The 20752-nt window shown below is 71.2% G+C and carries 22 protein-coding genes; 12 read left to right on the forward strand and 10 right to left on the reverse strand.

Features of this window, described 5'->3' with window-relative positions:
• The 3 genes from VT50_RS27175 to VT50_RS27185 form a co-directional block, all read right to left on the reverse strand.
• A partial coding sequence (locus VT50_RS27175) for a methyltransferase (protein WP_107424901.1) occupies positions 1-1206 on the reverse strand: 1206 nt, incomplete at its 3' end.
• 261 nt (positions 1207-1467) lie between these two features.
• Positions 1468-2418, reverse strand: coding sequence for a bifunctional helix-turn-helix transcriptional regulator/GNAT family N-acetyltransferase (locus tag VT50_RS27180; RefSeq protein WP_240529329.1), 951 nt, complete (start codon positions 2416-2418; stop codon positions 1468-1470).
• A 94-nt stretch (positions 2419-2512) separates the two neighbouring features.
• Positions 2513-3313, reverse strand: coding sequence for a LysR family transcriptional regulator substrate-binding protein (locus VT50_RS27185; protein ID WP_078840601.1), 801 nt, complete (start codon positions 3311-3313; stop codon positions 2513-2515).
• Between the two features lie 11 nt (positions 3314-3324).
• Here VT50_RS27185 and VT50_RS27190 point away from each other — a divergent pair, with 11 nt between their 5' ends.
• Both VT50_RS27190 and VT50_RS27195 read left to right on the forward strand, forming a co-directional pair.
• On the forward strand, positions 3325-3519 hold the full coding sequence (locus VT50_RS27190; RefSeq protein WP_046084991.1) for a ferredoxin: 195 nt from the start codon (positions 3325-3327) through the stop codon (positions 3517-3519).
• A gap of 200 nt (positions 3520-3719) precedes the next feature.
• Positions 3720-4262 (forward strand): VOC family protein, encoded by a 543-nt coding sequence (locus VT50_RS27195; protein ID WP_053048460.1) that lies wholly within the window; start codon positions 3720-3722, stop codon positions 4260-4262.
• A gap of 32 nt (positions 4263-4294) precedes the next feature.
• Here the strand turns inward: VT50_RS27195 and VT50_RS27200 are convergent, their stop codons facing one another.
• Positions 4295-5344 carry a LacI family DNA-binding transcriptional regulator gene (locus VT50_RS27200; RefSeq protein WP_046084990.1) on the reverse strand — a complete coding sequence of 350 codons (1050 nt, stop codon included), beginning with the start codon at positions 5342-5344 and terminating at the stop codon, positions 4295-4297.
• A gap of 179 nt (positions 5345-5523) precedes the next feature.
• Here VT50_RS27200 and VT50_RS27205 point away from each other — a divergent pair, with 179 nt between their 5' ends.
• The 10 genes from VT50_RS27205 to VT50_RS27250 all read left to right on the forward strand — a co-directional run bounded on the left by VT50_RS27205 (position 5524) and on the right by VT50_RS27250 (position 15511).
• Positions 5524-6681, forward strand: a complete 1158-nt coding sequence (locus VT50_RS27205) for a Gfo/Idh/MocA family protein (protein WP_046084989.1) — start codon at positions 5524-5526, stop codon at positions 6679-6681.
• A gap of 7 nt (positions 6682-6688) precedes the next feature.
• Entirely contained in the window at positions 6689-7654 is a 966-nt protein-coding gene (locus VT50_RS27210) for a DUF6807 domain-containing protein (RefSeq protein ID WP_046084988.1), read from the forward strand.
• Positions 7655-7668: 14 nt separating this feature from the next.
• Positions 7669-8409: a cupin domain-containing protein gene (locus VT50_RS27215; RefSeq protein ID WP_046085029.1), complete on the forward strand. Its 741-nt coding sequence runs from the start codon at positions 7669-7671 to the stop codon at positions 8407-8409.
• Between the two features lie 60 nt (positions 8410-8469).
• A complete protein-coding gene (locus VT50_RS27220; protein WP_046084987.1) occupies positions 8470-9756 on the forward strand; it encodes an ABC transporter substrate-binding protein in 1287 nt (428 codons plus the stop codon).
• Positions 9753-10715 (forward strand): carbohydrate ABC transporter permease, encoded by a 963-nt coding sequence (locus VT50_RS27225; protein WP_046084986.1) that lies wholly within the window; start codon positions 9753-9755, stop codon positions 10713-10715. Before VT50_RS27220 ends, VT50_RS27225 begins: the two co-directional genes overlap by 4 nt.
• Positions 10712-11584: a carbohydrate ABC transporter permease gene (locus tag VT50_RS27230; RefSeq protein ID WP_079343895.1), complete on the forward strand. Its 873-nt coding sequence runs from the start codon at positions 10712-10714 to the stop codon at positions 11582-11584. The genes VT50_RS27225 and VT50_RS27230 overlap by 4 nt, the downstream gene beginning before the upstream one ends.
• Before the next feature lie 10 nt (positions 11585-11594).
• Complete coding sequence (locus VT50_RS27235) at positions 11595-12179, forward strand: hypothetical protein (protein WP_079343896.1); 585 nt, start codon at positions 11595-11597, stop codon at positions 12177-12179.
• 140 nt (positions 12180-12319) lie between these two features.
• Positions 12320-13480, forward strand: coding sequence for a Gfo/Idh/MocA family protein (locus VT50_RS27240; protein ID WP_046084531.1), 1161 nt, complete (start codon positions 12320-12322; stop codon positions 13478-13480).
• Positions 13481-13514: 34 nt separating this feature from the next.
• On the forward strand, positions 13515-14684 hold the full coding sequence (locus VT50_RS27245; RefSeq protein ID WP_046084532.1) for a dihydrodipicolinate synthase family protein: 1170 nt from the start codon (positions 13515-13517) through the stop codon (positions 14682-14684).
• Entirely contained in the window at positions 14681-15511 is an 831-nt protein-coding gene (locus tag VT50_RS27250; protein ID WP_046084533.1) for a sugar phosphate isomerase/epimerase family protein, read from the forward strand. Before VT50_RS27245 ends, VT50_RS27250 begins: the two co-directional genes overlap by 4 nt.
• A gap of 130 nt (positions 15512-15641) precedes the next feature.
• On the opposite strand, the gene VT50_RS27255 is transcribed toward VT50_RS27250, so the two are convergent.
• From VT50_RS27255 to VT50_RS27280, 6 genes are all read right to left on the reverse strand, one after another.
• Entirely contained in the window at positions 15642-16796 is a 1155-nt protein-coding gene (locus VT50_RS27255) for a methyltransferase domain-containing protein (protein WP_053048434.1), read from the reverse strand.
• Positions 16784-17737 (reverse strand): ATP-grasp ribosomal peptide maturase, encoded by a 954-nt coding sequence (tgmB, locus tag VT50_RS27260; protein WP_046084534.1) that lies wholly within the window; start codon positions 17735-17737, stop codon positions 16784-16786. The genes VT50_RS27255 and tgmB overlap by 13 nt, the downstream gene beginning before the upstream one ends.
• On the reverse strand, positions 17734-18015 hold the full coding sequence (gene tgmA / locus VT50_RS41065; RefSeq protein ID WP_075200261.1) for a putative ATP-grasp-modified RiPP: 282 nt from the start codon (positions 18013-18015) through the stop codon (positions 17734-17736). Before tgmA ends, tgmB begins: the two co-directional genes overlap by 4 nt.
• A gap of 170 nt (positions 18016-18185) precedes the next feature.
• Entirely contained in the window at positions 18186-18401 is a 216-nt protein-coding gene (locus VT50_RS27270) for a hypothetical protein (protein WP_046084535.1), read from the reverse strand.
• The gene (locus VT50_RS27275) at positions 18398-19267 is read right to left on the reverse strand and encodes a Scr1 family TA system antitoxin-like transcriptional regulator (RefSeq protein ID WP_046084536.1); all 870 of its coding nucleotides are present in this window, start codon (positions 19265-19267) and stop codon (positions 18398-18400) included. Before VT50_RS27275 ends, VT50_RS27270 begins: the two co-directional genes overlap by 4 nt.
• A 140-nt stretch (positions 19268-19407) precedes the next feature.
• The gene (locus tag VT50_RS27280; RefSeq protein ID WP_046084537.1) at positions 19408-20643 is read right to left on the reverse strand and encodes a helix-turn-helix domain-containing protein; all 1236 of its coding nucleotides are present in this window, start codon (positions 20641-20643) and stop codon (positions 19408-19410) included.
• Between the last annotated feature and the right edge of the window lie 109 nt (positions 20644-20752).

A 20752-nucleotide genomic window follows, 5' to 3' on the forward strand; every position in this document is an offset into this window, starting at 1 on the left:
GGGGCGGGCAGGCCCTGGTCGTTCAGCCCCCGGGCGGCGTCCGGGGGACGCCTCGCCTCGGGCAGCTGCCAGGCGCCACAGTGAGGTCACCTCTGCCGCGCGGGCCGAGTGGAGGGGGGTGGTGGGGTCGAAGGCGCGGGGGTGGGCGGGGCGGATGTCCAGTCGGTCCAGGACCGTCAGACCCGCCGTGGCGAAGGCGGCCAGCAGTTCGGCGCGTGGCCGTAGCCCCAGGTGTTCGGCGAGGTCGGAGAGGATCAGCCAGCCCTCCCCGCCGGGGGTCAGATGTCCGGCCAGCCCGTTCAGGAAGCCGTGGAGCATACGGCTGGACGGGTCGTAGACGGCGTATTCGAGCGGTGAGGAGGGCCGGGCCGGGACCCAGGGCGGGTTGCAGACCACCAGGGGGGCGCGGCCCGGTGGGAAGAGGTCGGCCTGGACCACCTCGACCCGCCCGGCCAGGCCCAGCCGCGCCACGTTCTCCCGGGCGCACACCAGCGCCCGCGCGTCCTGGTCGGTGGCCACCACCCGCTCGATACCGCGCCGGGCGAGTACGGCGGCAAGGACGCCGCTTCCGGTGCCGATGTCGAAGGCCAGCTCGATCTCGTGCGACGGCAGCGCGGCCCCGGCCACCAGGTCGACGTACTCGCCGCGCACCGGCGAGAAGACCCCGTAGTGCGGATGGACGCGGTCCCCGCCCAGCGCCCGCACCTTGACGCCCTTCTCCCGCCACTCATGCGCGCCGATCAGCCCGAGTAACTCGCGGAGCGAGACCACCGAGGGGCCGCGTGCCGGACCGTACGCCTCGGCGCACGCCTGCCGTACGTCCGGCGCCCGGTGCAGCGGAACGCCGAAGTCCGCGTCCAGCGGCACCAGCAGCATCCCCAGCAGCCGGGCCCGCCGGGACTGGACCTGGCGGTGCCGGTGGAACGCCTCGGCCGGGGACGCCGCCGGTGGCCGCCGTTCCTTCGCCCGGCGCGGACCCCGGTCGATCCGGCGCGTCAGCGCCGTCAGCAGCTGACGGGCGCCCTGGTAGTCGCCGCGCCACAGCAGCGCGGTGCCCTCGCAGACGAGGCGGTGGGCGGTGTCGGCCGGCGTCCGGTCGTCCGCGATCCCGACCCGCCGGGGCGGCGGTGCACCGCTCTCGGAGCGCCACTGGGCGGTACGGGTACGGCCGTCCTCGGTCCACTCGATGACCTGCTGGGTACTCAGGGGTGCGCCCTTTGCTCTTGTTGTGCCGTTCCGACCGCCGTACGGACGCGGCGTCCGTACGGCGTCCGTGTGCTGTACGGCCCGTGCGTGTGCGCCGATCCTTCCGGTACCGGGCCCTCCGCGCGAGCTGATTTCCGGTCGGGGTGACGCCGCGTCAACTACCGGACGGAGAGGGGCGCCCACCAGAGCGGGCGCCCCGTGACCGCTTGACGCACCGTGACCGCTTGACCCGCCTGACGTCACCCATGGCCGCTCCCGGCCTCAGCCCCGCGCGGCGTCCCGCAGCGCCAGCCGCCAGTCCTGGCCGACCAGGGGCGACCCGTAGCCCCCGTGCCGCTTCTCGGCGACCAGCTCGAACCCGGCCCGCTCATAGATCCGGCGGGCGGAGGTCAGGACGTCATTGGTCCACAGCACCAGCTCGCGGTAGCCCGCCGCGCGCGCGAAGTCGACGCACGTGTCCACCAGCCGCTCGCCGATCCGCCGCCCCCGCGCCTCCGGCTCCACGAGCAGCAGCCGCAGCCGTGCCGTATCGGGCCGCTCGTCGCGCACGCACAGCACCGACCCGACGGGGCGGCCGTCGAGCTCCGCGATCCACGCCCGCTCGCGGGTCGGGTCATGACCCGCGCCGAACTCCCCGACGATCCGCGCCACCAGGGCCTCGAACTCGGCGTTCCACCCGAACTCCCGGGCGTACACGGCGCCGTGGCGCTGCACGATCCAGCCCAGGTCCCCCGGCCGCAATCCGCGCAGCCGCACCTTGGGCTCCGCCGGGCCGGTGAACACGCCCCGCGCGGTCGCCAGCGCCTCCCGCAGCCGCCCCAGCTCGTTCCTGGGGACCTTGGCCAGCAGCCCGGTCACCGCCTCCCGCGAGCGCCGGTCCAGGTCCTCCGCCGCCGCCCGGCCCTCCGTGGTCAGCAGCACCTCCTGGAAGCGGGCGTCGCGGTGGTGGCGCTCGCGCGTCACCAGCCCCCGCTCCTCGAACCGGCTCAGCGTCCGGCTCAGATGCGCGGCGGTGACCCCCAGGTGCTCCCGGAGCGCCGAGACATGGGTGCGCTCGCGCCGGGCCAGCTCGTAGAGGACGCGGGCCTCGCCCAGCGTGTACGGGGTATTGAGCTGCCCGGGGTAGTCGAGGACGCCGATCAGCCGGGTGTACATCCGGTTGAAGTCGCGGACCTCGTCCACGGCCAGCCCAAGATCGTCGCGCGGCTCCATCCGGCATCCCTCCATGACCCTGCGTCCCTGCGGTCGGGACGAATCGCTTGACCCTATAGTTGCGCTCGATCAAGCATTTGGAAAGGGGGAGCCCTCACCACCGCTGCGCAGCGTCGTCGGTCTCCCCGTCGGGTTGGCGAACGCGTGGGAGCGGCCCGCCGGTGTTCCGGCCGCCCCGCCGGGGATCTTCACCGCCGCGGCCGGGTGCCGTCGACCGGGTGCCGTCGGCCGGGGCGGCCGTACGAGGGGGCCCGCTCGGCGCGGACAGGGCTCCGCGCCGGTCGGCGGCCGGCAGCCACCAGCCCTCCCGCGGCGGTACCAGCCAGCCGTGTGCGGTGGCGATGTCATGGATGGTGGTGATGGCGTGGCGAAGCGTGACGGACTTGCTCCCGGCCCGCCAGAACACCGAGAACGGGTAGAGGGGCACGGGACCGACCACGGGTCTGACCACCACGCCGTCCGGCACCGACGCCTCCAGCGGCCCGAACGAGGGCGCCCGGTAGGCCAGTACGGCCGCGTTGGCCGCGCCCCGTCCGTGGCCGTGCAGGCGCCGCCCGACGCGCAGGCCGAACGCGGCGGCGAGCTCCTCGTTCCAGTCCAGCCATTCGGCCGCCTCCTGCGCGGTGTGCAGAAGGAGCGGGTGCGCGGCGAGCTCCGCCATCGGCACCCGCGCCCGGTGGGCCAGTTCGTGCCCGGCGGGGAGAACGACCCCCATCGGCTCCAGGCGCACCAGCTGGTACCGCAGCGACCTGGGCAGCGGCTCCCCCGCACCGCTGATCCGGCCGAACGCGAGATCCACCACCCCCTCGACCAGGGCCGAGACCGTTCCCGCGAACCCCTGTCCCTGGATGACCTCCAATGTCACATCGGTCAGCCGCGGCACGACACCGCACAAGGAGCGTCACCATGACACTGCACGTGGACCGCGAAGCCTGCCAGGTCACCGGAGTGTGCACCGGGCTCGCGCCCGAAGTCCTGGAGCTCGACGAGCGGGGCGAACTGGTCGTACTCGACCGGACACCGCCGCCCGACCTGCTGGACGATGTGCGCCAGGCGGTGCGCAGCTGCCCGGTGCGGGCCCCGTGGATCACGGAGGACTGAGCGGGGACGCCGCTGCGTCATCGCATGCCGACGGGCCGGGGCCGCCGACACCCCACCGCCCGTAGCGCATGTCGCGCCCCGAGGCGCGGGGGACACCCACTCCACGCTCACGCCGGAACACCACCGCACGCTCATGCCGGAACACCCACCGAACGCTCACGCCGGAACGCCCGCCCAACGCTCACGAGGAGAGACGGACCATGCTCGGCATCACCCACCGTTCCACCAAGCCACCGCTGCTGATGACCCGCTTCCTGTCACACGGCACCCTGGAGTGCCGGGACATCGCCGCGACCCGGCGCTTCTACGAGGAGGTGCTCGGCCTCGAGGTGGCGCAGCAGGCACCCACGGCGCTGTTCGTACGGCTGGGCGGCAACCACTGCTACGCGGTCGTCGAGACCCCCGGCTCCGGCCAGGACATGCCGCTGATGAACCACAACGGGCTCGACCTGGCGAGCCAGGAGGAGGTCCGGGAGGCGTACGAGACGCTTCAGCGGGTCAAGGACGAGTACGCGATCAGGAAGCTGACCAAGCCCGTCCGCCAGCACGGCACCTACTCCTTCTACCTCCAGGACCTGGACGGCAACTGGTGGGAGATCTGCCATCTGCCGAAGGGCGGCTACGCGTTCCGCTTCGAGCACCCCGAGGTGGACCTCACCGGCCGGGAGGATCTGTCCCCGCGGGAGATCCGCTCCCGGTACCAGCGGCCGCTTGACCACCTGCCGCCCGAGGCCGCGCGGTAGGGGGCGTCGGCCGCGCGGCGGTCCGGCGGGGCTCAGCCGCGCGGCGGCGCCGTGGAGGCACGGGCCATCAGCTCGGCCCGGACCATCGCCACCCCGCCCGGCGGCTGCGGCTCCCGGCCCAGGGCCAGCCGCCCGGCCCGCGCGCCCGCCTCGTGCAGTGGCAGCCGCATCGTGGTGAGCGCCGGGACCGCGTCCGCGCTGAACGGGAGGTCGTCGAAACCCGCCACCGAGACGTCCGCGGGGATCCGCAGCCCCTGGTCGCGCAGGGCCGCGCAGACGCCGAGCGCGATGGTGTCGTTGGCGGCGACTATGGCGGTCAGAGTCCGGTCGCGGCGCAGGAGTTCGAGGGTGGCGTCATAGCCGGAGGCGCGGTCGTACAGCCCGTGGACGGTCAGCCGCTCCGCGTCCTGCTCCACCCCGGTGGCGGTCAGCGCCGCCCGGTGGCCCTCCAGCCGGTGGCGGGTCGTGGTGCGCTCGGCGGGGCCCGCCACATAGCCGATCCGGCGGTGGCCGAGGGTCAGCAGGTGTTCGGTGAGCCGCCGGGCGCCGCCGCGGTTGTCGAAGGTGAGGGTGGTGGCGTCCTCGATCGGCGGGCGCCCGCACAGCACCACCCGGGTGCCCGACGCGGCCAGCCGGGACGCCTTGGCGGCCACGGCGGCGGCGTGGTCGGGGTGTTCGACCGCGCCGCCGGTGAGCACGAGGGCCGCCGCCCGCTGCCGCTGCAGCAGGGTGAGGTAGTTGAGCTCGCGCTCCGGCGAGCCACCGGTGTTGCAGATGACCGCGAGCTTTTCGCCGCCACGGCCCGACTCCCCGGCCGGGGTGACCATTTCGGCCTGCACGGCGCCCGCGATGATCCCGAAGAACGGGTCCGCGATGTCGTTGACGAGCACCCCGACCAGATCGGACGTGGCGGCGGCGAGAGCGCTTGCCGGGCCGTTGACCACGTACTCCAGCTCGTCGACCGCACGCAGCACCCGGGTCCGGGTCGACTCCGCGACCGGGTAGTTGCCGCTCAGGACGCGCGACACGGTGGCCGCCGAGACCCGAGCCCGTGCCGCCACATCGGCCAGGGTCACTGCCATATTTCCTCCGTTGGGTGGTCACCTTCTGGTACACCGTGTGCGCTGATTGGCGCGTCCATGTTCTCACTCCGTAAGCGGCGCGATTCTGCACTCCAGGGTCTTGTCCTGTCATCCGGACCGTGCCTAGGGTCCTCTCCAGCAAGCGCTTACCTCAGGCGACGGCGAGGAGACCTCAGCCCATGGCCGCAGCAGCCACCGCCCGTATCCGTGCCGCAGTGATCGGCACCGGAGGAATCGTCAGCGGCAGTCATCTGACCGCACTGCGTGATCACGCCGACCGCGTGGACCTCGTCGCCGCCGTCGACGTGGCCGCGGACCGGCTCGACGCCTTCCGCGCCGCGGCGGCCGAGGGCGGCACCTTCGACGTCACCGGCTACTCCGATGTGGCCGCCATGCTGGAGGCCGAGCGCCCCAGCCTGGTCCTCATCGGCACCCCGCCCTCCCTGCACCGCGAGCAGACGGTGGCCGCCCTCGAGGCCGGTGCCTGGGTGCTGTGCGAGAAGCCGCTGTGCCTCACGCTCGCCGAGTACGACGAGATAGCCGAAGCCGAGAAGAACGCGGGCGGCCCGTACGCCTCGGTGGTCTTCCAGCACCGCTACGGCTCGGGCGCCGTGCACGCCCGCGAGCTGCTGGCCGAGGGCGCGCTTGGCCGTCCGCTGGTGGCCCACTGCCAGACCACCTGGCACCGCGACACCGCCTACTACGCGGTGCCGTGGCGCGGCCGCTGGGAGACCGAGGGCGGCGGCCCCTCCATGGGCCACGGCATCCACCAGATGGATCTGCTGCTCCACCTGCTCGGCGACTGGACCGAGGTCCGCGGCATGGCCGGACGGCTGGTCCACGCCGTGGAGAGCGAGGACGTCTCCACCGCGCTGGTGCGGTTCGAGAACGGCGCCATGGCCACCGTCGTCAACAGCGTGCTCTCGCCCGACGAGGTCAGCCGGATCCGCATCGACTGCGCGGACGCCACCGTCGAGCTGACCCACCTCTACGGCCACCGCAACGACGACTGGGTCTACACCCCCGCCCCGCACGTCCGCGACGAGCCCGCCCGGCAGCGCCGCTGGCGCACCCCGGCCGCCGATCTGCCCAGCTCCCACGGGGCCCAGCTGACCGGGCTGCTGGACGCGATGCGCGACGGCGTACGGCCGCCCGGCAGCGGGCGGGACGCCCGGCGCACCCTCGAGTTCATCGCCGCGCTCTACAAGGCGGCCTTCACCGGGCGGCCCGTGCGCGCGGGCGAGATCGGGCCCGGGGACCCGTACTACGACGCCATGCACGGCGACCACCCCGCCTGGGCGCCGAAGGCAGCGACCGCCACCACGAAGGAGAGCTGAGGCCGCCATGACCCAGCGCATCACCGTCACCCACACCCACGGCGAACAGATCTCGGTGGCCGCCGCCGGCGTCGAGCTGATGGCCTACGTCTACCGGCCCGACCCGGACGCCTTCGAGGCCCGCAAGCCCTACGCCCACCCGCTGCGCACCCTCGCCGGGAACCCGGTCTCCGGCTACCGGCCGAACGACCACCGCTGGCACAAGGGCCTCCAGATGACCTCCAGCCATCTGTCCGGCCAGAACTTCTGGGGCGGCAACTGCTACCTCGGCCCCGAGAAGGGCTACCAGCGGGTGGACGAGCTGGTCGGCTCGATGCGCCACGACGGCTTCGAGGAGTTCACCGTCACCGACGACCGGCTGCGCTTCGTGGAGACCCTGACCTGGGTGGCCAATCCTTCCGTACAGCACAGCGGCGGCCGGGAGTGGGCGCGGGAGCTGCGCACCATCGAACTCCACTCGGTGGAGCCCGAGGAGGGCACCTGGGCCCTGGACTGGTCCATCCACCTCACCAACATCCGCGGCGAGGCCCTGCACTTTGGCTCCCCGACCACCGCGGGCCGGGAGATGGCCGGGTACACCGGGCTCAACTGGCGCGGCCCGCGCGACTTCACCGGCGGCGACGTCATCGGCCCGGACGGGCGCGGCGGCGACGGCGAGAAGGGCGCCTCGGACCTGATGGGCGCCCCCGCCGCCGATGTCCCCTGGGTCGCCTTCACCGGTGAGCACGACGGCGTGGACGGGCACTCCACGCTGCTGTTCGCCCACGCCCCGGAGAACGCCGGCGCCATCCACGCCTCCCACTGGTTCGTGCGCTCCGAGCCGATCCCGTCGGTGGCCCCCTCCTGGGCGTTCTTCGAGGAGTTCGAGCTCCCGCCGGGGGAGTCCTTCGGCTACCGCTACCGGGTGGTGGTCGCGGACGGCCCCTGGGACCGGGCGCGGGCCGAGAACTACCTCAAGAACCACGGGTGGTGAGGGACGTGACCGCCATGTCCGCCCCGCTGCCCGGCGGTGTGGGCCTCTCCCACATCAGCGCGTACGAGTGGGAGGCCGCCGACGGGGTGTGCGGCGGCAGCCCCCACCTCCACCTCGCCTGCACCGAGGCGTACGTGGTCACCGCCGGACGCGGCGCCGTGCAGACCCTGACCCTCGCGGACGGCTTCACCGAGACCCCGCTGGAGCCGGGCTCGGTGGTGTGGTTCACCCCCGGCACCATCCACCGCATGGTGCAGGGCGGCGGCCTCAAGGTGACCGTGCTGATGCAGAACAGCGGGCTGCCGGAGGCCGGGGACGCCGTCTTCACCTTCCCGCCCGAGGTGCTGGCCGACCCCGGGCGCTACGCGGCCGCCGCCGCGCTCCCCGCCAAGGAGGGGCCGGAGGCCGATACGGCCGCCCGGCGCCGCCGTGACCTCGCGGTCGAGGGCTATCTGACGCTGCGGGCCGCCGCCGAGAAGGGCGATGACGCACCGTTGCGCGCCTTCCACGAGGCGGCGGCGCGGATCGTGGCGCCCAAGGTGAAGGAGTGGGAGCCGCGCTGGCGGGACGGGGCGCTCGCCGCCGCGCGGCGCACCGGCGAGCAGCTGACCGCGCTCGCCGCGGGCGACCCCGCGCACCTCGCCGAGGCGCGGGTCACCGCGACCGGGCCCAGCCGCCGGGGCGGCTACGGCATGTGCGGCCGCCGGGACGAGTACGAGTTGCCCGGCGTCACGCTCCCGTACTACGGCGAATAGCCGCCGTAGACACTCCACGCACCCCCACATGGAAAGATCAGAAGGGAGGTCGGCTCCGGTATGCGCGCAAACAGGACAAGGGCGTCCTGCGCCCTGGCCCTCGTGCTCACGCTCGGAGGGACCCTCACGGGCTGCGGAGGCGATGGCGGCGGCCCGGGCGGCAAGGTCAGACTGCAGTTCACCTGGTGGGGAAACCCCGACCGGGCCGCCCGCACCGAGAAGGCCGTCAAGCTCTTCGAGCGGCGCCACCCCGACATCGACATCACGACGTCCTTCGCGGGCTTCGACACCTACCTGGCGAAGCTGGCCACGCAGGCGGCGGGCGGCGACGCCCCCGATGTGATGCAGCTGGACTACCGGCAGATCAACCAGTACGCGACCTCCGGCATCCTGCTGGACCTCGGCGAACACCCCGAACTGCGCTCCTCGGAGATCGACAGGGGGCTGCTGGCCACCGGGGCGGTGGACGGCAAGCAGTACGCGCTCCCCGCGGCCCGCGGCACCGAGACGGTGGCGTACGACGCCGCGCTGTGGCGCAAGGCGGGCGTCCCCGCCCCCACCCGGAGCTGGACCTGGGACGACTGGTCCGACGCCATGCGCAAGCTGTCGGCGGCGAAGACGAGCCAGGGGCGGGTCGGCTCCATCGACCCCGGCCAGAGCGAGGACGTGTTCGAGATCTGGCTGCGCGGCCAGGGCAAGTCCCTCTACACCAAGGACGAGAAGCTCGGCTTCACCGAGGACGACCTGACCCGCTACTGGGAGTGGTCCAACGGGCTCCGCAAGCAGGGCGCGGTCTCGCCCGCCGAGCAGACCACCCTGATGGACGGGACGGTGGAGAACACCCCGCTGGGCCGGCAGAAGGCCATCGCCGACTTCAACTGGGACGCCCCCGTCAGCGGCTACGAGGCCATCGTCGGCAAGGGGCTGAAGATGGCGCCCATGCCGGTCGGCGAGGACGGCACCGCCGGGCAGTACTTCAAACCGTCGATGTTCTTCGGCGCCTCGGCCAAGACCGCACACCCCAAGCAGGCCGCCCAGTTCATCGACTTCCTGCTCAACGACAAGGAGGCGGGCGCCATCCTCGGCGCCACCCGCGGCATCCCGGCCAACGACACCATCCGGCAGGATGTGCTGCCCAAACTGGAGGGCTTCGACCAGGTCATCTCCACGTACCAGAAGCAGTTCGAGGGCAAGCTCAAGGATCCGCCGCCCGCACCTCCCAAGGGCGACGCCTCGCTCCAGAAGACCTTCTCGCGCGACTACGACCAGGTCAGCTACGAGCACATGTCGCCGCGTGAGGCGGCGAGGGACTACATCACCGAGGCGAAGGCGGAGCTGAGGCAATGACCGCGACCGCGACCCGCCCCCCGGACGCCGCGCCCCCCGCCACCGGCGGCAGGCGGACCCCGAAGCGCGAACGGCAGGGCGCCGCCTGGGTGTTCCTGTCCCCCTGGGTGCTCGGCGCCGCCGTGCTGACCCTGCTGCCCATGGCCGTGTCCCTGTACCTGTCGTTCACCGACTACGACATGTTCGACGCGCCCCGGTGGATCGGCTTCCGCAACTACACCCAGATGTTCACCGAGGACCCCCGCTACTGGCGGTCGGTCATCACCACCCTGACCTACGTCGTGATCGCGGTACCGCTGCAGCTCCTGCTGGCGCTGGCCGTCGCGATCGCGCTGAAGTCGGTCAGGCGCGGCAAGGGCTTCTACCGCTCGGCGTTCTACGCCCCCTCGCTGCTCGGCGCGTCGATGTCCATCGCCCTGGTCTGGCGGGCCATCTTCAACGACGGCGGCTCGGTCGACAACCTGCTCTCCGGCATGGGCATCGACATCGGCGGCTGGATCAACAAACCGGGCTGGGCCATCCTGTCGGTCGCGCTGCTGACCATCTGGCAGTTCGGCGCCCCCATGGTGATCTTCCTGGCCGGGCTCCAGCAGATACCCGCCGAGCTCTACGAGGCCGCCGCGGTGGACGGGGCCTCCTGGTGGCGGCAGTTCCGCTCGATCACCATCCCGATGCTCTCGCCGGTGCTCTTCTTCAACCTGGTGCTCCAGATGATCCAGGCGTTCCAGGTCTTCACCCCCGCCTTCGCGGTCAGCGCGGGCAGGGGCGGACCCGCCGACTCCACGCTCGTCTACACGCTCTACCTCTACGACCGCGGCTTCACCGCCTCCCACATGGGCTACGCCTCCGCCATGGCGTGGGCACTGCTGCTGGCCATCGGGGTCGTCACCGCGGTGCTCTTCCGCACCTCCCGGTCCTGGGTCTTCTACGCCAACGACAACGACGAGGGGGCCCGATGACCACCGCCCCGATGACCACCGCCCCGGCGGCCCGGCGGCGCCCCACCGGCCGGATCGTGCTGCACATCTGCCTGATCGCGGTGCTGCTGGTGATGCTCTATCCGCTGGCCTGGCTGCTGGCCACCTCGTTCAAACCCGCCGACGAGGTCATCGCCAGCCTCAAGCTGCTGCCCAGCCACTTCGAATGGGGCAACTACTCCACCGCGCTGGACGGGGTGAACGAGGTCAGCGTCGGACGGCTGCTGTGGAACTCGCTGCTCATCGCGTGCGGCGCGGTGCTCGGCAACGTCATCAGCTGCTCGCTCGCCGCGTACGCCTTCGCACGGCTGCGGTTCCGGATGCGCGGCCCGCTCTTCGCGTTCATGATCGCGACGATCATGCTGCCGCACCACGCCATCCTCATTCCGCAGTACATCATCTTCAACCAGCTCGGCATGGTGAACACCTACTGGCCGATGATCCTGCCGAAGTTCCTGGCCACCGACGCCTTCTTCGTCTTCCTCATCGTGCAGTTCATGCGCGGACTGCCGCGCGAGCTGGAGGAGGCGGCGCGGATCGACGGCTGCGGGCCCTTCCGCTCGTTCTTCAGCGTCATCCTGCCGCTGACCAGGCCCGCGCTGATCACCACCGCCATCTTCACCTTCATCTGGACCTGGAACGACTTCTTCACCCAGCTCATCTACCTCTTCGAACCGGAGAAGTTCACCCTGACCCTGGCCCTGCGGTCCTTCGTGGACGCCTCCAGCCAGTCGGCCTTCGGCCCGATGTTCGCGATGTCGGTCTTCGCACTGCTGCCCATCGTGCTCTTCTTCCTCGCCTTCCAGCGGTTCCTGGTCGAGGGCATGGCGAGCTCCGGACTGAAGGGATGAGGGGCTGACCATGGCCACTGCCACCAAACGCGAACCCGGCGAGCTGGTCGGTCCGCGCTTCGCGCTCTTCGCCGACGTCCTGGCCGTGGGCCTGGCCACCGCCGCGGCCTCACTGCCGCTGGTCACCGCCCCGGCCGCGATGTCCACGGCCTGTGCCGTGCTCGACCGGCGGGTCCGCGAGGACGCGCCCGCCACGGCGGGCGGCTACCTCCGCGTGCTGCGGGACCGGCTGCGCACCGGCGATCTGCTGGCCGGTGCGGGGCTGCTGGCGGGCGGCGCCCTGCTGCTGTTCAACACGCTGGCGGCGGGCGCCGGGCTGCCGGGCGCGGTGGTTTTCCGGCCGGTGCTGCTGATCGCGGGCGGGCTGCTCGCCGTCGTCCTGCTGCGGGCCTGCGCCCGCCCCGAGTCGGCCACGAGCTGGCGGGCTGCGCTGCGCTCTGCGGCGTACGACGGTGTGCGCAGGCCCCGGGCGAACGGTGTGCTGCTGCTGGCCGTGGCCACCGCGGCCGTCTGCGCCTGGGCGTATCCACCGCTGGCCTTCCTCGTTCCCGGGCCGCTGGCCCTGGCGGCCCGGGCCACGGAGCACCACCTGTGACGCCACCGGCCGGCCCCGCGCCGATGCGCTGACCCCCGACCCCCGCCTTATGTGTTCGGTCTGTACAGGGGTGGGTCCGGGCGGTTAGCGTGGAGCTTAGAAAGCGCTTACTGTAACTCGCGGTGAGGAGAAGAACCCACGTGACACGCAAGACAGTGCGGATCGCCATGAACGGTGTGACCGGCCGGATGGGCTACCGCCAGCACCTCGTCCGCTCTCTCCTCGCCATCCGCGAACAGGGCGGCCTGGACCTCGGCGAGGGCCATGTGCTGTGGCCCGAGCCGCTGCTCGTCGGCCGCCGGGAGCACGCGCTCAAGGAGATCGCCGAGCGCCACGGCCTCGACCCGGTCGCGGACGTCTCGACCGACCTGGACGCCGTGCTCGCGGACGACGGCGTCGACATCTACTTCGACGCGCAGGTCACCGCCGCCCGCGAGGAGGCCATCAAGAAGGCCCTTGCGGCGGGCAAGCACATCTACACCGAGAAGCCGACCGCCACCGGTCTGGAGGGCGCCCTGGAGCTGGCCCGGCTGGCCGAGGCGGCGGGCGTCAAGCACGGGGTGGTCCAGGACAAGATCTTCCTGCCGGGGCTGCTGAAGCTGAAGCGCCTCATCGACGGCGGCTTCTTCGGCAGAATCCTTTCCGTACGCGGGGAGTTCGGCTACTGGGTCTTCGAGGGCGACTGGCAGACCGCCCAGCGCCCCTCCTGGAACTACCGCGCCGAGGACGGCGGCGGCATCGTCTCCGACATGTTCCCGCACTGGGAGTACGTGCTGCACGAGCTGTTCGGCCCCGTACGCACCGTCCAGGCGCAGGCCGCCACCCACATCCCGACCCGCTGGGACGAGCGCGGCAAGCCGTATGAGGCCACCGCCGATGACTCGGCCTACGGCGTCTTCCAGCTCGACGGCGGCGTCATCGCCCAGATCAACTCCTCCTGGGCGGTCCGGGTGAACCGCGACGAGCTGGTGGAGTTCCAGGTCGACGGCACCGAGGGCTCCGCCGTCGCGGGCCTGCGCAACTGCCGAGTCCAGCACCGCGCCCACACCCCCAAGCCGGTCTGGAACCCCGATCTGCCCGCCACCGAGGCGTTCCGCGACCAGTGGCAGCAGGTGCCGGACAACGAGGAGTTCGACAACGGCTTCAAGGCACAGTGGGAGCTCTTCCTGCGCCATGTGGCGCTCGACGAGCCCTGGCACTGGGACCTGCTGGCCGGTGCGCGCGGCGTCCAGCTCGCGGAGCTTGGCCTGAAGTCGTCGGCGGAGGGCCGTCGGCTGGACGTACCGGAGCTGAGCCTGTGACCACCCGTTGCCTGGACGTACCGGAGCCGAGCCAGTGACCATCCACCTTCCCGCGCCGGGCGGTACGACCCGCCCCTACGAGCCCCGCACCGAGCCGCTGTCGCTGACCCCCGGGGCCCCCTTCACCTCCCGCGTCGTCTTCTCGGCCGCGCATGTCGTGGCCGACCCGTACGCCGATGTGACCCCCGACGGCCCGGCCGCCGTGGACTGGGACGCCACCCTGGCCTTCCGCCGCCACCTGTGGTCCCACGGGCTGGGCGTGGCCGAGGCCATGGACACCGCCCAGCGCGGTATGGGCCTGGACTGGGCGGGCGCCGCCGAGCTGATCCGCCGCTCGGCGGCCGAGGCGAAGGCGGTCGGCGGCCGGATCGCCTGCGGCGTCGGCACCGACCAGCTGGCCGCCACCGAGATCGGCTATCCGTACGGCCTGGACGAGATCCGGGCGGCGTACGAGGAGCAGCTGGCCGTCTGCGAGGAGTCCGGCGCCCGGGCCATCCTGATGGCCTCGCGCGCCCTGTGCGCCGTGGCCAAGGGCCCCGAGGACTTCGCCGAGGTCTACGGCCAGCTGCTGCGCCAGTCCGCCGAGCCGGTGATCCTGCACTGGCTGGGCCCGATGTTCGACCCGGCCCTCGAGGGCTACTGGGGCAGCACCGACCTGGACGCCGCCACCCGTACCTTCCTCGATGTCATCGCCGCCCACCCCGACAAGGTCGACGGCATCAAGGTCTCCCTGCTGGACGCCCAGCGCGAGATCGACCTGCGGCGCAAGCTGCCGGACGGGGTGCGCTGCTACACGGGCGACGACTTCAATTACCCCGAGCTGATCGCGGGCGACGACCAGGGCTTCAGCCACGCCCTGCTCGGCATCTTCGACCCGCTGGGCCCGCTGGCGGCGGAGGCCGTGCGCACGCTGGACAGCGGCGATACGGCCGCCTTCCGCGCCCTGCTGGACCCCACGGTGGAGCTCTCCCGCCACCTCTTCCAGGCCCCGACCCGCTACTACAAGACGGGCGTGGTGCTGCTGGCCTGGCTGGCGGGCCACCAGACGCACTTCACGATGGTCGGCGGCCTGCAGTCGGCCCGTTCGCTGCCGCATCTGGCGCGGGCGTACGAACTGGCGGACGGGCTGGGCCTGTTCCCGGACCCGGCGCTGGCGGAATCCCGGATGGAACACCTGCTGTCCGTGTACGGAGTGGCCCGATGAGCGCGTTGTCCCGGCTGAGCCTCAACCAGGAAACGATCAAGCAGTGGTCGCTGCCCGAGCTGGCGGAGGGCTGCGTCAAGGCGGGCGTCACGGGCGTGGGCCTGTGGCGCGAACCGGTCCAGAAGTACGGCGTGACGGCCGCCGCCGAGCTGGTGCGCGGCGCGGGCCTGACCGTCACCAGCCTGTGCCGGGGCGGCTTCTTCACCGCGATCGAGCCCGAGGCGCGCGCCACGGCCCTGGCCGACAACCGCCGGGCCATCGACGAGGCCGCCACCCTGGGCACCGACACCCTGGTCCTGGTCTCCGGCGGCCTCCCGCCCGGCAGCCGCGACCTCTTCGCCGCCCGCGAGCGCATCGCCGACGCCCTGGGGGAACTCGCCCCGTACGCGGCCGGCCACGGCGTCCGCCTGGCCATCGAACCCCTCCACCCCATGTACGCGTCCGACCGCTGCGTGGTCTCCACCCTCGCCCAGGCCCTCGACCTGGCCGAGCGCTTCCCCGCGGAGCAGGTGGGCGTGGTCGTGGACACGTACCACCTGTGGTGGGACGACACCGTGGCGACCCAGATCGCCCGCGCGGGTGCGAACGGCCGCATCGCCGCCTTCCAGCTAGCCGACTGGATCACCCCCCTCCCGGAGGGCGTCCTACTGGGCCGCGGCCAACTCGGCGACGGCTCGGTGGACTTCCGCTGGTTCCGCGAGCAGGTCGACGCGACGGGCTACACCGGCCCGATCGAGGTGGAGATCTTCAACCCGGCTCTCTGGGCCCGCGACGGCGCGGAGGTCCTGACGGAGATCACCGACCGCTACCGAACGCTGGTGCTGTAGCGGCTGTGCGGGGGTGCGTTGGACAGCCGTACGCCCGGGCAGCCGACGGGCCGCGCCGGAGAAGCGGTGATCGGGAACACCTGGGCCCCCTCCCGCCGGGAGGGGGCCCTTTCGCTAGCTAGCTACGCCCTCATATAGGCAGCCTCCACGAGGGCCCCCAGGGCGTTTCGTACCAGAGGCGATGCTCTCTGTCCGAGACCGTCAGACCGAAGCGGTCCCATTTCGGCATGTCGTGAGCAGTGAACCACCCCCACCACCCCTCGACGGTGTCCCAGATGCCGTGTCCGCCCGTCTCGCGGAACTGCGTTTGTGCGCCGATGACGATGCCCTCAGCCCACGCCCCGTCGGGCATCACCAGGCGGCGCATGGTGTGCCCCTCGTCGTCGGTGCCGTACTGGAGCACTGCCCCGGGCAGCGTGGACGCCAGCAGGAAGGTGAAGTGGTAGCTGTCGAAAGCCGTGATCGGCACCTGGGATTCCCTGGGTCCGTCTACCGGTCCCGGGGCAAGCGGCGGGGGAGGGGGCGGTGCCGCCGTACGTGCCGCCATGAAGGACCCGCCGCCCGACTGGAAGCGCCCCTCCAGGCTCCCGTCCGGCATGCGGTCGAGGACGGCCAGACCGCCGCTCAGCGGGGGGAAGAGGTTCGCGACGAGTCGTCCCCCGGGGGCGACCGCGGACCTCAATGTCTCGGTGACGCATGGGAGGGCACACGTAACGATCACCTTGTCGAACGCCTCCGGCGGCCACGTCCAGTCCCTCACGTCCACGGTGAATACGTTCGGGGTGATGCCGATGGCCTCCAGGTTGAACAGGGCTTCGGATGTCAGGTCCGGGTCGATGTCCGCCGTTACGAGCTGGTCAGCGTTCTGCAAGCGGTGAGCGATGAGGGCGGTTTGGTAGCCGGTGCCCGTGCCCCCATCGAGAACCCGGTCTCCAGGCTGTACGTCAAGGGCCTCCAGCATCCGGGCCGTGAGGCTCGGCTGTGTGCTGGACGACGTGGGGACGCCGGTGAACAGCCCCTCCACTGACTTCGCGGTCTTCGGGTCGAGACGGGTGACGAGTGCGGCGTTGGTGTAGATGGGGTTGAGCCAGTCTCCGCCGTCCGAGGCGTCAAGCGGCTTCCATTGAGTTGGCACACCCCCCTGATTCCGGAAATAGCGTGGCACGAAGACGTGCCGGGGCACCTCCTCGAACGCCTGCTTCCAGTGAGGTGAGACCAGGTCGTCCGAGCCTTCCAGGATGCGTGCCAGATTCTCAGCCAACGGTTTCCAGTTCACCGACGACACCAGTTCTCCAGGGTGTGAGCGATCGAAGTGGCTAGGGGGATTTCCGGACTGTTGAGCCATGCCCACTGACCCGAGGGGTTCGCCTCCAGGAACGTCCACTGACCATTCGGCCGCACGATGAAGTCCATGGCAGCGTAGGTGAGGGCCAGGCGAGCCATGTATCCGCGCACTCCGTTGACCACATCGGTCGGCGTCTCGATCGGCTCGTACTCAAGCGCGTCGTAGTCGGACCGCCAATCCGTACGGGCGGCCTCGCTGTGGGCCTTGATCTTCACGCTGTGGCAGAAGTCGCCCACGACGATCAAGCGCACTTCGTACTGCTTGGGGACCCGTTCCTGGAACAGGTGCGCAGTGAGCTCCACGCCGCCGAGGGCGTCAAGGTCGACCTCGCGCGTATACATGGTCTCCGCGCCCTGGGAGTGGGCAACGTGCGGCGTCCCCAGTGGCTTGGTGATCAGTGGGACTTCGATGTGTTTCGCGAAGGCCCGTACCTCATTGGCGGAGTTCGTGATCAGGGTGCGGGGAGTGGCGAGCCCCATGGCGTGTGCGGTGCGGAGCTGCAGGGGTTTGAACTCCGCGGCGGAGGCCCTGGACGGGTGGTTCATCCACCGGGCGGCGAGGCTCATGAGCACGCCGCCGAGGCCGATGCGGGCAGCGCCCCGCGCCCAGTGGGCGTCCGACTCCGACAATTCGGGGAACCGGAACAGACTCGGCCGGTTCCAGTGGATCGCCTTGATGTCGGCCAGTGTGACGCTTCTGCGCTCGGTGGAAAGCGTGCCGGTCCACTGCCCGTCAACGTTGGTGGCCCGCAACTCCAGTGCGTGAGGGAAGTCTGCGGTATCCATACGGAACACGGGGATATCGGAAGAGGACAGCCCCTCCACGACGAGATCGGTTCCCGCCTCGAAGGGGCCATCCACCACCAGGACGGTGTGGGTCACTCAAACGCTCCGGGGTCCCCGCCCTCGTCGCTCGGCGGAGGGTTGTTGATGTCGCCGTCCTGGTTGGTCTTCTGGGACGTGGCCATGGCCGTCAGCGGAGTACCGTCCTCGAATTTCGCTGTCTGACTGGCAGGGTCGTAGACCGGGCGAGGCTGCGGAACCGCGGTTGACGTGGCGGGCCGGAAGTGTGCTCCGGCTAACGCGTACGGGCGGATGCCGCTCGGCGCGGTACTCACGGGGGCACCGGTCTGAAGGGGAAGGGGTGCAACGAGTTGCATGCTTTTCCTCTCACTCGATGGATGGGGAATCACCTCTTCGGCACTGTGCGCTTCAGCGCCGGAGAGGGAGTCAATTGGTGCGGCCGTCACGGGGTGTAGGGGGCGGGCCGCCAGTGCGAAGTCCCGCTCGGGCGAGGGTTCCGAGCTGCTGGCGGCCCACCCGGTTCATCTCAGGGGGACGGGCTGTCGGCGGTGCCGCACGACGTCGCATTACCCTCTGACCGAGCCTGCCGCGCGGCTTCCTCGTGGGCGCGCAACAGCGTCTCGCCCTGCGAGCAGATGGCGCCGGGGGTACGGCAGGCCGGGCATCCGGCGGCGTGTTCCAGGGCGGCGCGCCACGCGTCCACGGCGACCGGACCGGTGGTGAGGGCTTCGGGGGTGGTCATGCCGTCAGCTCCTCCAGCAGCGGGTCGGACTCCGGGTCCTTGGCCAGCAGCTCGTACCTTCGGCGCGCGATGTCCAGCATGGCGGCGCTCGCCTCGGGATCCTTGGCGGCGGCGAGCCCGGTGTCCATGGAGCCGCGTGCCGCCTGGCTATCCGCTCCCGTGGTGTAAAGGGCGCCCCACGTCTCCTCGGCGAAAAGCTCCTGCCCGTGGAGGTGGAAGCGGTACAGGGTGCCCGGGGGCGGGAGAACTCCGGCCTGGAAGGGCACCACCAGGATTCGCGGGCCCTGCGGGGACTCCTGTAGTCGCTGCAGATAGGCCATCTGCGCTGCCATGGCCGCCGGGTTCGCGAACGTCCGCAGGAGCATCGCCCCGTCGAGGAGGACGGTGACGTCCTGTCGGGTCTGGTCCGGGAGCACGGTGTGCGCCGGGATGCGCGGGGGGCGGGTGGCGGTGGTCAGAAGGGTCAGATGGTCCACGGGGCAGCCCATGGTCTGCACGATGCGCGGCACGATGACCGAGGCGTAGACGCAGATCGCGGACGCGTGGTGCTCGCACGCGCGCAGCCTGTCCACCCAGCCGTCGTCGTCATCGCGAACGGTGCCCGGCTCGCGCTCGGCACCTCTCGGCGAGCCGACGGTGGTGGCGAAGTCGGTTACCCCGTAGAACCTGGCCAAAGTGTCCATGTCCCGCTGGCTCTCTGCCCCTTGGCCCAGCTCCATCCGGCTCAGCTCGGCCGCCGAGCGGTGGATGGTTTGGGCGGCTTCGGAGAGCGTCAGGCCCTTGGCGAGCCGGAGGGAACGGAGGTACGCGCCCAGGACGAGCGGCGCGGGCCCGCGGTCGGGGGTGGTGCCAGGGGTTGCGCTCACCGGCCGACCTCCCGGTCAGGACACGGCGCGCATGTTCTGCGGTACATCATGGGAGCCCCCGGTGTTATCGGTGATCAGTCGATAACTGACCGTAGGGGCTCCCGTGACGGGGTGGTGACACAGTGTGTGTCACCCGGCTGTCACACCACGCCGAGCCGCATCCCGAACTCGAACAACGTCGTCCTGCGAGTCGCGTGCAGCATGGTGTGCGTCGTCTCCCGCACCCCCGCGTGCATGCGCGTTGCCTGCGGCGCCAGCCGCTCGGCCTTGACGAACGCCTCGAAGGCTTCGTCATGCTGCCCGTTGTAGTAGTAGGCCCGGCCCACGTCGATGTAGTGATGGCTACGCCGTTCCGGGGCGTACTGGTCGGGCAGTGCGCGAGTAACGAGCTCGGCGCGACGAACCGCTTCCCGCCCCCTGCCCATCTCCACCGGCAAACTGACCGACCAGATCGCGCAGTTGGTGGGGCCGAATTGCAACTCGTAGTCGTTGCGGTCATGCCCCAGCAGCTCCGCTTGCTTCTGCGCCTTCTTCAAGTGCCGTTCGGCCGCCTCGCTGTCTGTCGCACGGGCGTGATTGAGGCTGGCCTTTAGATGGAACGCCCCGGTGAGCGAGACCTTTTCCGGACTGTCAGCACGCATCGCTCCGAGCGTGGAGAGTGCGCCGTCGATGATGGCGCCAGCCTCATCGTGCTCCCCGATACTCAAGAATTCCCCCGCGTCGTACCAACGAGCGGAGAGGACGCGGAGTGGGTCTTCGGTCTGCTCGGCGGACCACAGCACGCGCTCGGTCGCGAGGGTTGCGTCTGAGCTGCGGCCCAACTTGTAGAGGTACTGCATGGCGCACTCGTAGCCGGAGGCGAGCAGATCGTACGCCTCGCGCCGCCGATCTCCGGCATACACGTCGACCGAGACCTGGAGGTCCCGCAGCAGAGCAGGAAGGAGATCGCCGAGCTTGGTCAGGGAAGCGCCCTGCCGGTGACCGTTCGCGGCGGCGACGCGTTCGCGAAGCGTATTCAGGTCCACCCCCGCCGCCTCTTGGCCGGTGGGCCGGGCCGGGCGCCCGTGACGGAGCAGAGCCCGGCGTACGGCGCCAACGGAGGCGAGGGCGGCTTGGCCGTCGCGGTCAGAGTCGGGCGGTGTGTACGGCTGCCCGGTGATTTCGGTGGGGTGACAGTCCAGCGCCTTGGAGAAGGCAAGGATCACGTCGGCGCGGTCCAAACTGCGATGGCCCTGTTCGAACTTCCGCACGGCTGAGAGAGAGTAACCGGACGCTTCGGCGAGTTTCCGCTGATCCCAACGGCGGCGCATGCGTAGACGCTTGAGCCTCTGCCCGTTGGTCTGTGAGCCGTCCGGCATGTCGGTCTGATGGGGCATGCTGGTGCTCCGTTCTGACGTAGACACTCTGAACGGTACTCCCGGCCGACCCCGGGGACGGCCGATCAGTCGCACACCGAAAGCGGTGGGGTTCGCCCCAAGGGTGGTT

This window comes from Streptomyces antioxidans, from assembly GCF_000968685.2.
GTDB classification, from domain to species: Bacteria; Actinomycetota; Actinomycetes; order Streptomycetales; family Streptomycetaceae; genus Streptomyces; species Streptomyces antioxidans.